We start from the raw sequence: 15,057 nt of genomic DNA, 5'->3' as shown, positions 1-15,057 counted from the left end.
TAAGGTCGACAAGACGGCGCCGGCGCTTTCCGTCCTGTTGGATCAAACAACGATTTGGCCGGGGGATCATAAAATGGTGACGGTTAACGCCGAGCTGAATTCGAGCGATGCCGTATCGGGCGTTGAATCTGTGGTATTAACGTCCATCACATGCGATCAACCGGATAGCGGACTGGGCGACATTCAGGCCGATTTCGGCACATCCGCCACATCATTCAGCTTGCGTGCGGAAAAATCGCGCATCTATACCATCACTTACACGGCTACCGACAAGGCGGGCAATAAGACTGTTGTTTCCGCCACTGTGACCGTGCCTCACGATCAGTCGTAAGATATGAAAGGAGCCCCAAACCTCAGGATGAGGTTTGGGGCTTCTTATCGTGGAGCAGGCTCCGAATAGGAGCATATCTCTGAGCAAGAATGGTTTAATATGATGCATAAAGCGCTCAAAATGGACGAACTGCTCGTAGGGGGGCTCGAATGAATCCAGTCCATTATATCTGGTAGGACAAAAACCGTGGATGATGCGATCAAATCAATCAAAGCACGATCGGATGAAGCGATCAATAAAGTAAAGGCAGCAAAGTAAGCATCATTTTATGAAATAATGAATAAGGGCACTTATATGCCTTTTTTATCAGTTTTGTAGATTTGAATGATTTCAAACCGTTGAACTCTTTGAAATGGATCGGTTTATCCAATTATACGGCTATATTCAAAGACCCGAGTTTACATTTGGAATGATTTTGCGGGTCCGTTTATATTTATCTCGAGCCAGAAGGAGCAATTGGTAACTGTGGGGCTTCAATATTTCACATCTGCCGCGGGGGCTAATTATTCGCTCCAAATGGCGGGGGCTTCCATTGTTGTGCTTTTACCCATCATCCTGTTCTCATTCGCTCAAAAATATTTTATAGAAGGAATTGCTTCGAGCGGAGTCAAGGGTTAGTAACATATAGGAGCGACAATATCAAGCGTTATAAAAAACATGTTTACCGCTGCGTTTCCACTTCGGGAGTGCGGCGTTTTTTTCTTTTCTAAAGATTGCTTTCTCACTAGTTATTATAATCTGACGATTATAAGGGGAAGAATGGGTGCATTGTGTGAGCTGAGCATTTTTAACTCGACATAAATAAAATTATGTAAACTAATTTGTTTCATGATTCAAGATATGGGAGATAATCTGTTGGGGAACTCAGTTACAGTGTGGCGATTGGCGCATCTGTAAGGCCGAGTCGACCGAATAATCAACAGCCGTGTGTCGCTGAATAAATTGCTACCCAATTGTGGACTTTATGAATAACTACTTTGGACATAGTGAACTTGGAATTCGCTGCTTACTAATGTTTCGTCATTATCTGAAAGTGTATAAATTACTTTTGACTTGCAACTTATTAAAAATTAGTTATAATAAGAATTGTAACAAAATAAATTACAGAATGTGAGAGTGAGTCCATGGCAACTGTACTTTACATTACCGCACACCCGAATGATCACCAAGCTTCCTATAGTATGGCGGTGGGCAAGGAATTCATTGAAGCATACCGCGAGGCAAATCCAGGTGATGAAGTTATCTATCTTGATTTATACAAATTGAATATTCCTCACATCGATGCAGATGTATTCAGCGGATGGGGAAAACTGCGTTCCGGTTCTGATTTCAACGCACTTTCGGCTGACGAGAAGGCAAAAGTTGCCCGTCTCGGTGAAATCGTGGATCAATATATTTCCGCAGACAAGTATGTATTCGTATCTCCAATGTGGAACTTCTCGTTCCCGCCAATCTTGAAAGCTTACATCGATGCGATTTGCGTAGCAGGCAAAACGTTCAAATACACTGAACAAGGTCCAGTCGGCTTACTTAACAATAAAAAAGCGGTTCACATTCAAGCATCCGGCGGCGTATATTCGGAAGGTCCGGCTGCGGGCTTTGAGAGTGGACACAGCTACCTGAAAAAAATTATGCAATTCACTGGTGTACCTAGCTTCGAAGGCATCTTTGTTGAAGGCATGGCCGCTATGCCAGATAAAGCTGACGAAATTAAAGCGAATGCCATTGTAAAAGCGAAAGAAGTTGCAAAGCGCTTCTAAGAAAACTATAACACTCAAAGAGCTGTATGCTGCAGCTCTTTTTTTCGTTTTCCAATGCATAGCCATCTTGCTTTTTACATAAAATTTAGATAGTCTGAAAATAGCAGTAGAGAACGCTTACATGTTCGCGTAATCTCCAACTGCGCAAAGGACTGCAACAGCCCGCCGAGAGGGGTGATTCCATGTCCAAGCAAGAATATACGGCACCAGGATATTTTGACGGTTCAGTCAACATTGAGTTCGCTGAGGAGCTCATTGAAGGCGCAAAAGTAGAATCCAACGCTGAGCCAAGTGATAACGAAGAATGGCGCCGATTCGTAGGTGGAAATCCTTTCGGTGCTTAAGTATCCAGAACAAGTTATTATCCAGGTTCGGCAAAAAGACCGCATCAGCCAGTTTACATATGGCTTGTAGCAGTCTTTTTTTAAAATAGGCGTGAAGGAAATAAGATTTTCCTGGAAATTGATGGTTGTAAAATCGGGTATTCTCATGTTAGTATGAACATACTTGATTAGAATGGAGGGTTACGTGTGGCTAACTAATGTTTTCCGATTTTTGCGCAATGTAATCGAATAGCGCTTGAAGGCTATGCTTGTTTACATAGTAATCGGAAAATGGTTTGCCCCATGGTAACCAGTTTAGTCATATGAAAAATCAATGTTCCCTCATGCTTCTATCTACGGATGGGATTATGGCAGGAACCGTGTATCTATGTCCATTTTTACTGGTGCATGCGATACAAGGGGATTCTTTCATATTTGTTTCCGGTTACTGTAAACACAAGCAGCGATAGCTTGTGTTTTTTTGTTTTATTTCATAGGACCAGGAGGCGTAATACAATGACTGAACAACTAATTCATTTAAATGGAATCGAGATCTGCACGGAAAGCTTCGGGAATCAGACCAATCCGGCCATCTTACTGATTATGGGAGCCCAGGCATCCATGATATGGTGGGAGAAAGAATTCTGTCAACGTCTGGCAGATGACGGACGATTTGTTATCCGTTATGATAATCGTGATGTCGGGCGCTCCACCACGTATGAACCCGGCAATCCCGGGTATACCTTTGAGGATATAGCGGATGATGCCATGTATGTACTCAATGCATACGGAATTGAACGCGCCCATTTGGTGGGTATCTCCATGGGTGGAATGCTGTCTCAAATAATAGCACTGCGGCATCCTGAGCGTGTCCAAACCGTTACCCTGATGATGACGTCTAACTTCGCACCAGATCTGCCTCCGATGGATGAAAAAGTGATCGCTTTTTTCACCAATATGGTAACAACAGACTGGTCGAATGAGCAAGCTGCAGTTGATTTCACGCTAGAAAAATGGAAAGTTCTTGCAGGCTCGAAGCACTCGATGGATTCGGAAAAAATCATTCGTTTAGCAAAAGAAGAAGTACAAAGAGCCCGTAACCTGCCCAGCATGAATAATCACGCTCTTCTAACGGGCGGAGAGTCATATTTGGTTCGGACGGGCGAAATCAGCGTTCCTGCTCTTATTATCCATGGTACGGAAGACCCGATTATCCCTTATGCACATGGAGTCCATCTGGCAAAAGTCATACCTTGTGCAGCCCTTCTTACATTGGAAGGGACAGGTCATGAAATTCATTCTGATGATTGGGATGTTATCATTGGTGGGATTTCGAATCACACGGAGGGTGTCTGATGCTCAAGCTAGGAACAGGGGGCTACGGCTTTCTCGGCTTTCTCAATGCCTTCGGCAACAATGGCCGGCAATAACTCGAACCAGGATGGAAAGGGGAGACATGAATGTTATTGAATTTGACTGAACGCGTAAAATATACTCAAAAAAAATTGAGATTACTAACCATTTCGAGTGTACTTACAGAGTTTGACTCCCATATAATGGGTTTGGATGAGGCTAAAAGAATGCTTAAATATGAAAAGATGGCCATGAGTCCCTTTCAATTTTATCGCGGCAGTGCATATTTATTTTATTTTGATATAAGCCGTGAATGGTTCCCTTACCATAGTTCACCACAGCGACCGACGTGGATCCAAGGAGATTTGCACTTCGAGAATTTCGGCGCTTTTCGCAGTGAAGCAGGACGTATTGTCTTTGATGTTAACGATTTCGACGAAGGCTATACGGGGTCGTATTTGAATGACCTGTTGAGGATGTGTGTGAGCCTTGCTTTAGTAGGCCGCATGAAGGAGTTTGGACTTGATGTTCAAAAGGATCTTCTCGATGAATACTTATCAGCTTATGTGAAGCAAATTCGAAGATTTGCGAAGCGTAAAGAAGATCCGCATGACGCCGTCTACGATGTGAGAGTGACCGATGGTCCAATTCGCAAGTTGCTGAAAAAGATGGAGAAGCGAGTAGCAAGTCATCTTCTCGAAGGGCTAACTGAGTTACAGGAGGGAGGTCGCCAATTCATCTGGACGGAGGAAATTCAGCAGCCTACTGCACAAGAGCGGGACATGCTCATTTCGGGTTGGAGCGATTATTTGAGTACCTTGAATCCAAAAACGAAGAAGCCAAATGCATATTACCAGATCAAAGATATTGCTGTGAAACACGGTTCAGGCACTGCCTCTATCGGTCTTACACGTTTCTATGTACTGATTGAAGGAGAAGCGGGTCCGCAAGCACTCGACGATATCATTATTGAGGTGAAGGAGGTACGGGCTCCAGTACCGGCTTACTTTATGCCATATAATGAGCTCTTCTGGGCAGAGTACGCTCATCAAGGCAAGCGTGTGATTATGACGCAGCAGGCGATGCATCACGAAGCGGATCCTTTTCTTGGTTATATGACGATGGAAGGCCGGCACTTCTACGCTCGCGAGCGTTCCCCATTCAAAAAGAAGCTAAAGCTCGAAAAGATTGAATCCTTCGATGAATGGCAGAGCGTCATCAACTGCATGGGAGAAATTACAGCTAAAATGCACGCTCGCGCTGATGTCGATGTGCAGCAGGGCATCTTGTCTCATCACAGCGAGGACGAGATCGTACAGGCGATTGGTGCAGATACAGATGCATTTCGCGAATTCATAGCCAATTGGGCTCTTTCGTATGCCCATCAAGTAGAAGAAGATTATGTACTTTTTATCGAGTGGTTGAAGCAACGGGCTTGATTAGCTTTCAGAATGAGGTGAATTGGATGTCATACCATATCGTTCTAAGTAATTAGTTTTCGGGCTGGGTAAAACGCGTGCCAGTTGTCAAGGGGATATTCTGCCTTCTTGATTAATGAAAACTAGAACTTTGAATGGTGTCGGGTTGATATCAGTAATATATATTAAAGCCAAGGACACTAGGGTGCATGGAAACAGAACGATGAAATTTCATTTGTTCCTTCTTGCACATGGATGCTGAAAAAATCGTTTTTCCTGAGTTCTTTTTTAATGTGGTATCCTGTCGGCACAGTGAGTTTTATGCAAAAGAAGTTACAAAAGCCTTAGTGAATGATGGTGTATTCTTAACTCAGCAGGTAAGTGAAAACGATAAATTAAACATTAAACAAGCTTTCGGAAGAGGGCAACAATTTAATATTGAGGAAGGGTTTTTGAAAAATAAGTGTATATCAGAATTAGGTGATGCTGGATTTAATGATATCCAATATTATGAATATGATGCCACACAGTATTTCCAAACTTACGGGGATTTGGTCTTCTTTTTGAGATATACTCCTGTTATACCTAACTTCGGGCAAACCGATAGTGATTTTGCTATACTTCAAGAATTCATTGATGCAAATCAAACAGAGAAGGGAATACGGACTAATTCAAAACGCTTTATGATAGTAGCAAAGAAATAAGATGGGAAGAGATGCTGTATAAAAGAAGTATCAGTTTCAGTAACTTGCTGCGCAGCCGCTCCTTGTATTTATTTGTAAATTAGATTCAACTTTGTTGAAAGATAAAAGACCCTTTGGCCGCCCCTCGAGTTCGTATTGAAATTCTGGTTGTAAAGCCTGGTGATTGAAAGCCAATTCTGGCAATACCATACGGTCTTACCGTAATAGTCACAGTTCCACTCAAGAGAAGAACGAAGGATTTGCTGCTGTTGTTAGCAATTGCCAGCGTTCCACCCACTCCTAGCGGGATCACTGCTAACGTGTGGGTGCCGGAATTTGGGAAGTTAAATGATTTCGTTATGTTTAATTTTTTCCCGGGCTGTTCAACGATAGGTAATGTAGGAACTGTTCGTTTGATAACGGATACGATAGTGGCTTGCTATTTTAACAGCTCCTCTTTTATTTTCATTGAAGTACGGGACACGATAGTATAGGAGTTGTTTTAAAAAAAGCGTTTACAAGGGAACATACGTGCGCTATAATTTTTATGGATAAAAATACCAAGTCAGAACATTCACGTACATATCAACCCCACACCAAAATAAGGAGAATGACTACCCATGATTATCGAAACAAAAATCATCGAAAAACCTGCCTTCAGCGTTGTTGGGATTACCGAAACGATTCATTTTGATATGTCTGTGCCACCGTCCGAGAACGCCATTGCCAAGCTGTGGAGTAAATTCATTAAGCGTATTCCAGAGGTTTCTAGTCAGCTCGGCTGGCGAAGCTACGGACTCATGCTGCAAAATCCGGACAACCCGCCCGGCGGGCCTTTCAATTATACGGCCTCTGTGCAAATCTTTCAGGACGGCGATATTCCCGAGGGCATGACGCGCATCGAAGTACCGGCTGCGCGCTATATCGTACTGACGCATCGGGGTCCTCTTGACGGTATCGGAGATGCCTTTGGGCATTTTTGGGGACATTGGCTACCGAACAGTCCTTACGAATACGACGGTGGTACCCGCACTGGTAAATATGAATTCGAGTTTTATGATCAGCGTTATACACAGCCGGATGATCCAAACGCCGAGATAGACTTGTATTTCCCTATTCGCACGAAATAAACCAAGGAGGTCACGCGGAAGTATGCAACTACCTGGTTTGTTTTATTTGCTCGACACAATCTTTGATCGTATCAATGACGACTCTTGGTTCTGAAAATTGAGGGAAATGCCCACTTTTTTCAGCGGGGATATGTTTGCTTTGTTTAGACAATGAAAGTAGTTCCAACTGATGCTCTATTCGTTTTATACGAACTTCCTCTGGAATCATACGATTTTCTTTCCCGCCTGTAATCACATATACAGGGATGTCGGGAAATCGATCGATTGCATGGATTTGTTCCACCGTTTTTTTAACAAAATGAACTTCATTGAATTGTTTATGGGAAGAAAAGGAATCAAACATCGAGAACATCTTGTTAATTGCTTTTACTATCTTACCTTGATATTCATCAAGGCATATATCTTTCGGATGGCTGGATTCTAAAAAGACAATGCCAGCTACTTCGTTTGGGTAACGTCTTGCATATAAATTTGCATATAATCCCCCCAATGAATGTCCAACTAGCAAGAATGGAGGTTCAAATCCTGATATCTTCAATGCCTCCCGTAACGTTTCGACTATCGTGAGTCCATCTTGGGGTTCTTGAGGCTTATCACTACCAGTAACACCAAAACGATTATAGGAAAATACTGACGATGACTCTGAAATTTCAGGCAGTATTTTCATCCAACCTTCTATGGGTCCAGAACCGCCGTTAATTAATACAATATTGGGTTTGCCGTTCCCGCTAATATTACATTGTAACTTCCCTCTTGATGTTTCCAATTTAGATATCTCTATTGCCAATGCACGACACCTCACTTTGTATGGCTGCATTCACATTAGTAATACGATCATAACGGATGCGGGTTTCTATTATTTGGGAATTCATCAAAAGGGTGGGTGCACGGGAGGCGCACTTACTATGTAATATTACACAATTGGATCGCACTTAACGAGGTGGAAGCAGTGAAGATAAAACGTGCTTGATTTGGGTAAATATGGGTTTGATTTGTCCATGGCAAGCCACTGAATGATCATGTTAAGTTAAGAAAAAACTGTAAACAGAAATATGAAAGCGATTACATTATTGACTTTAGATCTGTTCCAAAGGAGTGAATCTGATGCTTGATGTCTTGCTGGTCGATGATGAGCCGCTCGTGCTTGAAGGACTGAAAACGATGATTGATTGGGAAAAGTATGGCTTTCGTGTTTGCGGGGAAGCGACCGACGGTTCCGATGCGTTTGCTTTCATCCAAATGAGATGTCCGCACGTCGTCGTGACGGATATTCATATGCCTGTTTTAAACGGTCTGCAGCTCATTGAACAGTCCAGACAACTGCTGCATGCCCCCCCAAAGTTTGTCATCCTGAGCGGCTATGATGATTTTCAATTTGTCCAAACGGCCATGCGATATCATGTGAGCAGTTACATGTTGAAGCCGATCGACGATGAAGAAATCGATGACCTCCTGCAGAAGCTCCATGAGGAAATTGCCGAAGAATCGAAGCGTGATAAGGGGAATTTGCGGGGACAGGAGCTCTGGTTGAACCGTGCCGTCCAGCGAATGCTTGCAGGCGTGTGCGATGAGAGGGACATCAGTTGCGTTAAGCGTTTGCTTGGCGTTGGAGATCAAGAGGAGATTGCTTGTATGCTGGTGGAGCGGACAGGAATGAAGATTGGGGAGAGTGAGATGCATGCTTGGAAAAATGACGTTCAAGCTTGGCTTATGGCAAACTTTCCGGGTCAACTGCTCCACTTGCTTGGGGATGGTATCGGGAAACTTGTTCTGATTGTCCGAGGAAAAGGGGGATTACCGAAGCGGATGGCAGCCGGTCTTCTATCCAACCCATCGATTCTTTTTTATGGATGTCCGATTGCTATTTATGTTAGCGAGAACCGGCCAGGCATGGAGTTTGTATATCAGGGTTCTCGAAGAGAGATTGACATCAGCGAAGCAGACTTGAAACCGCTTCTTCACGAGATTGACAATGGCCAAGCGGATGGGATTCGTCATCAGGTGCTCGAACTTTTCTCACAGTTTGGCGAAGGCCGGAAGCCTATAGAATCGGTGAAGCTGCTTATCGAGAACCTGAAGGTAGAATTGATGAAACTGGTTACGGACATACAGGCCGACATCCATGAGTTCGGTCCAAAGCTGTTTTCTCTGGATCGTGGCGAGCATTTTGGAAACTTGCAGCAGCTCGAACGTCATGTGCAAGATCTCTGCGGCTATACCGCGTCGTATATGCAGGAATGGCGGCGGCTGAACACGGGTAATGTGATCGGGCAAATCATTAACTACGTCAATAAACACTTTAAGAGGAAACTTCAGTTGCAGCAGGTTGCAGAGCAATTTCATCTGAATCCGGTCTACCTGGGCCAGTTATTCAAGAAAACGACCGGTATGACGTTCAATGAATACATTCACGTCAAGCGAATAGAGGAAGCCATGAGGCTGCTAAAGCGTCCTGCTAGGAGTATATCGGATATAGCATTCAGCATCGGCTACGAAGACCCCGATTATTTTGTAAGAAAATTTAAAGCGATTACAAACTGCTTGCCATCTTCCTACAAAACAAAGGAAAGCGCAGGACCAACCAAACAGTCCCATTGATGGAAGGAAGCGCGTTAATGAGAAACCCTCATTTTTTCAACAAAGTCAACGACATCCCGCTCAGTTATAAATTTATGTCCATTTATTTATTTTGCGTGCTAATTCCAATTATTTCTATTAATATTTTGTTCTTCGAAAGGATCTCCCACAACATCAAGGCAAGGGAACTGCAAAACCTGGAAATTTCCCTCGACAGGGCGAAAAAGGATATTAACGGACTTATCGAAGGAGCTGTGGCCATTAGCCACGCGGTTGCGACGGATCGCATCATGTACGAAGCCCTGGATAAGAAATACGGTAGTCCCGTTGATTTTTACGATGCATATAATAGCCTGCTCAAAGATAAAGTCAACCACTATATGCCCGTTAATAAGCAAATCGAGCAAATTAGCGTGTATACAACAAATGAGAGTATTCAAAGCGGTGGCAACTACTTTAAGTTGGACGAGAGTGTCCGGAAAAGCGAATGGTACAACCGGCTTTTTGCAGCCGGAGGCAAGGTTCTTCTCTACGCCTACAGAGATGCGGCTCCATATAAAAACAATTATTATATCCCTCATTTCAGCATTATTTCGCGGTTGGAGGCATTTGACGATGCAAGTATGTTTGCCAAAGTGCTGAAGATCGATCTTAATCTGAACAAATTTTATGATGTTATCGTTCGTGAAAGGGACTATATACAGATGTACCTGATCAATGAAAAAAATCAGATTGTCGTTTCTTCCATTGAAGGCTACCAGATGGATAAAAATGATGCTTATACCACTTTTGAGCGCGATCGACTGGATCGGCGAAAGGATAGCATGCTCTTTGACATGCCGCTCGGCGGCGTTTCGTATACGAGCGGCTGGAGGCTCGTCGGTCTGGCGAACACGGATCGAATGACGAATGCACTAAAAGAATCTCGCAGCTTTATTATTCTGCTGGCCGCTGCCAGCACGCTAATAACGTCCGTTTTAACGGCCATCATGCTTCGTTCGTACTACTACAGGGTCAAGCGTTTATCAAGGCATATGGAAAAGGTGAAAAATGAGAAATTTGATCTGATCGAATTGCATGAAGGCCGGGATGAAATCGGCGAATTAATTCGAAATTTCAACCGGATGACGTCCAAGATCAATTCATTGATTAATGATGTTTATAAGCTGGAAATCCAGAAGAAGGACCTGGAGCTGGAACGAATCAGAGCGGAATTGAATTTCTTGCAGAGCCAAATGAATCCTCATTTTCTATTCAACACCTTGAATGCAATTCTTGTGGTATGCACGAGAAACCATTACACCGACGTCACGGAAATTATCAAAAGCTTGTCCAAAATATTAAGAAGGCTGCTTAGCTGGAAGGACGACCTCGTATCGCTGCAGGAGGAAGTGCTTTTTACCGAGATGTATTTGAAAATCGAAAAATTCCGCTTCGGGGACAAATTCAGTTATCATTTCGCCGTAGATGAGGAAGCATTTGCCTACAAGATTCCGAAAATGAGCCTCCAGCCGCTCGTCGAAAACGCGTGCAAGCACGGTCTCCAAACGATCAAAAGCCCCGGTATGATTCATATTTCCATTAGGTTGAACGATGACAAGCTCAAAGTAAGCATTACCGACAACGGTATCGGTATGGACAGTGCTACGATTAAAAAAATTATGATCAATATGACCAGCGAGACGGAGGTGAGCGGGAATATTGGCATCCGCAACGTTTATCGGAGGCTGAAGCTTTATTATGAGGAACGAGTGCGATTTGACATCGCAAGTACACCGAGTGAGGGGACTGAGATTTTTTTCGAAATTCCTCTTATGCGTCTCACTCATTAACCGTATAAGAAAGGGGAATGTAAGTTATGTTTAACGTGCTGCTGGTGGATGATGAACCGCGCGCTCTCGAAGGGCTTCAACTGATGATTGAATGGCAGGCTCTCGGGTTTCAAATATGCGGGACATGCAGCAACGGTGCGGAGGCTTTGGAGATCATCGATAAGCTAAGTATCGATTTGGTCGTTACCGATATCCGTATGCCGGTGATGGACGGCCTGAGCCTGATTGCAGAGGTTAAAGCGAAACAAGGGAAGACTGTGAAGTTCGTCATCGTAAGCGGCTACGGCGAATTTGAGTACGCTAAGCGGGCAATGCGGCTGGGCATCCATCATTATATCCTGAAGCCGGTCATTGCTGAGGAGGCTTCGGAGCTGTTGCACATCATCGCACAAGAGCTGGAAGCGGAGTCAGAGCTGGTCCATATGAGAGCAGTTGCCGATGAAGAGGAGGCGGTAGCTCAGCTTGCGGGCATCCTGCATGGTGTCGGGGATGATATTTACAACTCAGAGACGCTCAAGGAGCTGTCGAAAAGGAGCGTGGAGTGGGCGTGCGTGCTTGTTGAGGCCGAAGACGCGTATCGTTGGGTAGTCAAAGAAGCCGCCCGGCAGTATATTTCAGCCTGTCAATTGCCGATGTTCCTGATCGAGATCGGAAGGGGGGCGTTCTGCGTCGTTATCGGAAGCGGCGATGAACGCGGCGACTGGCCGGACAAGATCGCAAAAGGGTTGTTCCAAGCACTGTTGCCGAGAGTATCCGAAGGCTTTTTTGTGGCGGCGGGCCAGCCCTCGCTGGATCTGGCATCACTGCACAGCTCTTATCTGACTGCGCAGGAAGCTATGAATGGCAAATTTTTTTGCGATAAGCCTTGCGTGCTTTTCTACAGTGGAAACAAGCATAGGGGCTTCAGCTTTCGTTTCGAAGAAATTCAGACCGCATACCGGATTATGGACGCTATGGAGAGCTTCGACGATGATCGGCTGAATGACGGAATCGATGCGGCTGAGAGAGCTTTTCACGAAAAGCAGCTAGCGCCGGAGATGGTAAAGATGATCGTCATTCATATTATCTACAGGAGCATAAGCCTGATCAGGGAAATGGATGGAGACCCCCAAAGCCTGCTGCGCATGAACGGGATTGCGGAGCTCGAAAGCAGCGCGATGTCTTTGTATGAAATGTTTCGTTTACTGAGAAGGTTTTGCTTGCAAAGTTTGGAGGAGCTGAGGGCGCTTCGGGACAATCAGTCACGAGGTATCATCCATGAAATCAACGCGTATATGAAGAACCATTATTGTGAAAGTCTGACGATTAAAGAGCTGGCTGAGAAGTTTTACATCCATCCCGTTTATTTGGGTCAACTGTTTGCGAAAAAAAACGGGGTCAGCTTCAACGAATTCTTGCATGACCTAAGGATCGGGGAGGCAAAGCGGCTTTTCAAGGAAACGGATCTGAAGTCGTATCAGATCGCGGAGCGGGTTGGCTACGCCAATTACGACAAGTTTATCAAGCAGTTTGCCAAACGTCTGGGCATGAATCCTAACGATTTTAGGAAAAGTCTTTAGACAAGCAGCGGGGTGCAGCCGTTTTAGATAAACGGGGACATTGTTCCGATCTAAGATTTTTCAGGATATTCCTTTAATCGGGAAATGGTTTGCTGAGGGATTCGTTTCTATAATGAAAGAGGTTACATGAAAGGGTTTACATGACCGCGATTGTAATACAAAACCTTTAAAGGGGTGCAACTATGGGGGGAAAAGTAAGATCTGCTTTGATCTCCGGCAATATTGCCGTTTTGGCTCTTGGCGCTCTGCTCGCCGGATGCAACAGTCAGGCTGGTTTGAACGGGACTGGCTCGACGTCTTCGCCTGCTACGTCAGCTGCAGCCACCAATGCCGCCGGGCAAGCCGGCAAGGTGGAGTCATTTGAAGTGACCGCATATATCGGCGAAGCGCTTCAGCAGCCTACACCGGATAATAAGATTTATAAACTGATGAAGGAAAAGCTTGGCGTTACGTTCAAGTTCGATTTCCTTGCAGGCGATTCCAAGCAAAAAATGGGCGTTATGGTTGCAGGCGGGGATTATCCGGATTTGCTGTCAGGAAATACGACGTTTATCGATGCAGGCGCTTACATCCCGCTTGAGGATCTTATTGAGAAACATGCTCCGAACTTGAAGAAGCATTATGAGCCGTACTGGAACAAAATGAAGGATCCGAAGGACGGGCATATTTATATTTTGCCGAATTACGGCCGTTACTATGGCAAAGTGCAAAGCACTTGGTACGGAGGTCCTGCCTTCTGGATTCAAAAAGCGGTCCTGAAGGAATTCGGCTATCCGAAAGTGAAGACGCTTGACGAGTACTTTGATTTGATTAAGAAGTATAAGGAAAAATATCCGCAAATCGACGGTAAACCAACGATTGGTTTCGAGGTTCTGAACCATGACTGGAGAAACTGGGGGCTGTTGAATCCGCCTCAGCATTTGATCGGTCATCCCAATGACGGCGGGGTTGTTGTCAAAGACAATGTGGCGCAAATTTTTGCCGATAAGGACTATGCAAAGAAATATTACAAGAAGTTGAACGAAATGAATCAGGAGGGTCTGATCGACAAGGAAGCCTTCGTACAGAACTACGACCAGTACATGGCTAAACTCTCCGCAGGCAATGTGCTTGGCATGTTCGATCAGCACTGGAATTTCCAAAAAGCGGAAGATTCCTTGCATACCCAGAAAAAGTTCGAAAGAGAATATGTCGGGTTGCCGCTCGTGTATGATACGAATACCAGGGATTACTATCTGGACCGCCCGCCTCTCAATCTGAATAACGGATTCGGCATCAGTATCAAGGCCAAGGATCCGGTTAAAATTATTAAGCTTCTCGATACGACAATGACAGAAGAATGGCAAAAAATTCTCAGCTGGGGCATCAAGGGCGAGGATTATCAGGTTGATGACAAGGGAAGATTTTCAAAAACACAAGAACAAAGGGATCGTACTGCGGATGCCACATGGAAGCTTGCCAATAAAGCGGATGCCTTTTTCGGCTATGCACCAAAGATGCAGGGAACCTTCTCGGACGGGAACGCCACCTCTTCAGGCGATCAGCCTGAAGAATACTTCGCAGGCTTGAACGACTATGACAAAGAAGTGTTAAAGGGATACGGATTCAAAACATACGTCGAATTCTTTAGTGATCCTCCTGAAAATCCTGTGCCTTATCCGGCTTGGACAATCAATCAGATCGATGGGTCTCCGGCGAAAATCGCCAGCACTAAACTGAATGACTTGGCGACCAAATATTTGCCGAGAGCCGTTTTATCGAAGCCGGATCAGTTCGATGCTGTCTGGGACGAATACGTCGCTCAAATCGGCAAAGCAAATCCGAAGGCTTATGAGGACCGGATCAATGAACAAATTCAGTGGAGACTAAAAAACTGGAGCAAGTAAGTGTCTGATAACCGCTTAGAAGCAAGTTGCGATCAGAGGGAGATTGGGAGGTACTCTATGCACCTCCCAATTTCTTACCACATAAGAATTTATAAGTTTCCGATTAGTCGGATAGCGAAATTCTTATTGGCATGAAAAACTTCCTCTAAAAGCGGTCTGGCTACGTTGAATGGACTTCGATAGAAGTTTTTCTTATCACACACGG

At 44.6% G+C, this 15,057-nt stretch carries 12 protein-coding genes; 11 read left to right on the top strand and 1 reads right to left on the bottom strand.

Translation table 11 applies throughout. The features are described 5' to 3' along the window. The first annotated feature begins 73 nt into the window (after positions 1-73). From ICC18_RS22695 to ICC18_RS22665, 7 genes are all read left to right on the top strand, one after another. Positions 74-331 (top strand): DUF5011/hyalin repeat domain-containing protein, encoded by a 258-nt coding sequence (locus tag ICC18_RS22695; RefSeq protein ID WP_188176739.1) that lies wholly within the window; start codon positions 74-76, stop codon positions 329-331. A 1,124-nt stretch (positions 332-1,455) separates the two neighbouring features. Next, the gene (locus ICC18_RS22690) at positions 1,456-2,091 is read left to right on the top strand and encodes an FMN-dependent NADH-azoreductase (RefSeq protein ID WP_188176738.1); all 636 of its coding nucleotides are present in this window, start codon (positions 1,456-1,458) and stop codon (positions 2,089-2,091) included. Positions 2,092-2,273: 182 nt separating this feature from the next. After that, complete coding sequence (locus ICC18_RS22685) at positions 2,274-2,435, top strand: hypothetical protein (protein ID WP_188176737.1); 162 nt, start codon at positions 2,274-2,276, stop codon at positions 2,433-2,435. Positions 2,436-2,930: 495 nt separating this feature from the next. Continuing rightward, positions 2,931-3,770, top strand: coding sequence for an alpha/beta fold macrolide esterase (mle, locus tag ICC18_RS22680; RefSeq protein WP_188176736.1), 840 nt, complete (start codon positions 2,931-2,933; stop codon positions 3,768-3,770). A 224-nt stretch (positions 3,771-3,994) separates the two neighbouring features. Continuing rightward, positions 3,995-5,206: a DUF2252 domain-containing protein gene (locus ICC18_RS22675; RefSeq protein ID WP_312029587.1), complete on the top strand. Its 1,212-nt coding sequence runs from the start codon at positions 3,995-3,997 to the stop codon at positions 5,204-5,206. Positions 5,207-5,436: 230 nt separating this feature from the next. After that, on the top strand, positions 5,437-5,889 hold the full coding sequence (locus tag ICC18_RS22670) for a hypothetical protein (RefSeq protein ID WP_188176734.1): 453 nt from the start codon (positions 5,437-5,439) through the stop codon (positions 5,887-5,889). Positions 5,890-6,488: 599 nt separating this feature from the next. Further along, positions 6,489-6,998, top strand: a complete 510-nt coding sequence (locus ICC18_RS22665; RefSeq protein ID WP_188176733.1) for a GyrI-like domain-containing protein — start codon at positions 6,489-6,491, stop codon at positions 6,996-6,998. 28 nt (positions 6,999-7,026) lie between these two features. Here the strand turns inward: ICC18_RS22665 and ICC18_RS22660 are convergent, their stop codons facing one another. After that, entirely contained in the window at positions 7,027-7,785 is a 759-nt protein-coding gene (locus ICC18_RS22660; protein ID WP_188176732.1) for an alpha/beta fold hydrolase, read from the bottom strand. A 317-nt stretch (positions 7,786-8,102) separates the two neighbouring features. Between ICC18_RS22660 and ICC18_RS22655 the strand changes: the two genes are divergently transcribed. The 4 genes from ICC18_RS22655 (at position 8,103) to ICC18_RS22640 (ending at position 14,852) form a co-directional block, all read left to right on the top strand. Then, entirely contained in the window at positions 8,103-9,596 is a 1,494-nt protein-coding gene (locus ICC18_RS22655; RefSeq protein ID WP_188176731.1) for a response regulator transcription factor, read from the top strand. Between the two features lie 17 nt (positions 9,597-9,613). Then, on the top strand, positions 9,614-11,407 hold the full coding sequence (locus tag ICC18_RS22650) for a sensor histidine kinase (RefSeq protein ID WP_223192788.1): 1,794 nt from the start codon (positions 9,614-9,616) through the stop codon (positions 11,405-11,407). A gap of 26 nt (positions 11,408-11,433) precedes the next feature. Then, positions 11,434-12,966: a response regulator transcription factor gene (locus tag ICC18_RS22645; protein ID WP_188176729.1), complete on the top strand. Its 1,533-nt coding sequence runs from the start codon at positions 11,434-11,436 to the stop codon at positions 12,964-12,966. Positions 12,967-13,148: 182 nt separating this feature from the next. Beyond that, entirely contained in the window at positions 13,149-14,852 is a 1,704-nt protein-coding gene (locus ICC18_RS22640; RefSeq protein ID WP_188176728.1) for a type 2 periplasmic-binding domain-containing protein, read from the top strand. Positions 14,853-15,057 lie beyond the last annotated feature (205 nt).

The sequence above is a fragment of the Paenibacillus sedimenti genome, assembly GCF_014534655.1.
GTDB classification, from domain to species: Bacteria; Bacillota; Bacilli; order Paenibacillales; family NBRC-103111; genus Paenibacillus_E; species Paenibacillus_E sedimenti.
The sequence above is the reverse complement of the archived record's forward strand: the minus strand, read 5'-3'. Positions and strand labels throughout refer to the sequence as shown.

Excerpts from the sequence above, each read along its gene's own strand:
- ICC18_RS22695 (WP_188176739.1), top strand. The coding sequence starts at position 74 with ATGGTGACGGTTAACGCCGAGCTGAATTCGAGCGATGCCGTATCGGGC.
- ICC18_RS22690 (WP_188176738.1), top strand. The coding sequence starts at position 1,456 with ATGGCAACTGTACTTTACATTACCGCACACCCGAATGATCACCAAGCT.
- ICC18_RS22685 (WP_188176737.1), top strand. The coding sequence starts at position 2,274 with ATGTCCAAGCAAGAATATACGGCACCAGGATATTTTGACGGTTCAGTC.
- mle (WP_188176736.1), top strand. The coding sequence starts at position 2,931 with ATGACTGAACAACTAATTCATTTAAATGGAATCGAGATCTGCACGGAA.
- ICC18_RS22675 (WP_312029587.1), top strand. The coding sequence starts at position 3,995 with ATGCTTAAATATGAAAAGATGGCCATGAGTCCCTTTCAATTTTATCGC.
- ICC18_RS22670 (WP_188176734.1), top strand. The coding sequence starts at position 5,437 with ATGGATGCTGAAAAAATCGTTTTTCCTGAGTTCTTTTTTAATGTGGTA.
- ICC18_RS22665 (WP_188176733.1), top strand. The coding sequence starts at position 6,489 with ATGATTATCGAAACAAAAATCATCGAAAAACCTGCCTTCAGCGTTGTT.
- ICC18_RS22655 (WP_188176731.1), top strand. The coding sequence starts at position 8,103 with ATGCTTGATGTCTTGCTGGTCGATGATGAGCCGCTCGTGCTTGAAGGA.
- ICC18_RS22650 (WP_223192788.1), top strand. The coding sequence starts at position 9,614 with ATGAGAAACCCTCATTTTTTCAACAAAGTCAACGACATCCCGCTCAGT.
- ICC18_RS22645 (WP_188176729.1), top strand. The coding sequence starts at position 11,434 with ATGTTTAACGTGCTGCTGGTGGATGATGAACCGCGCGCTCTCGAAGGG.
- ICC18_RS22640 (WP_188176728.1), top strand. The coding sequence starts at position 13,149 with ATGGGGGGAAAAGTAAGATCTGCTTTGATCTCCGGCAATATTGCCGTT.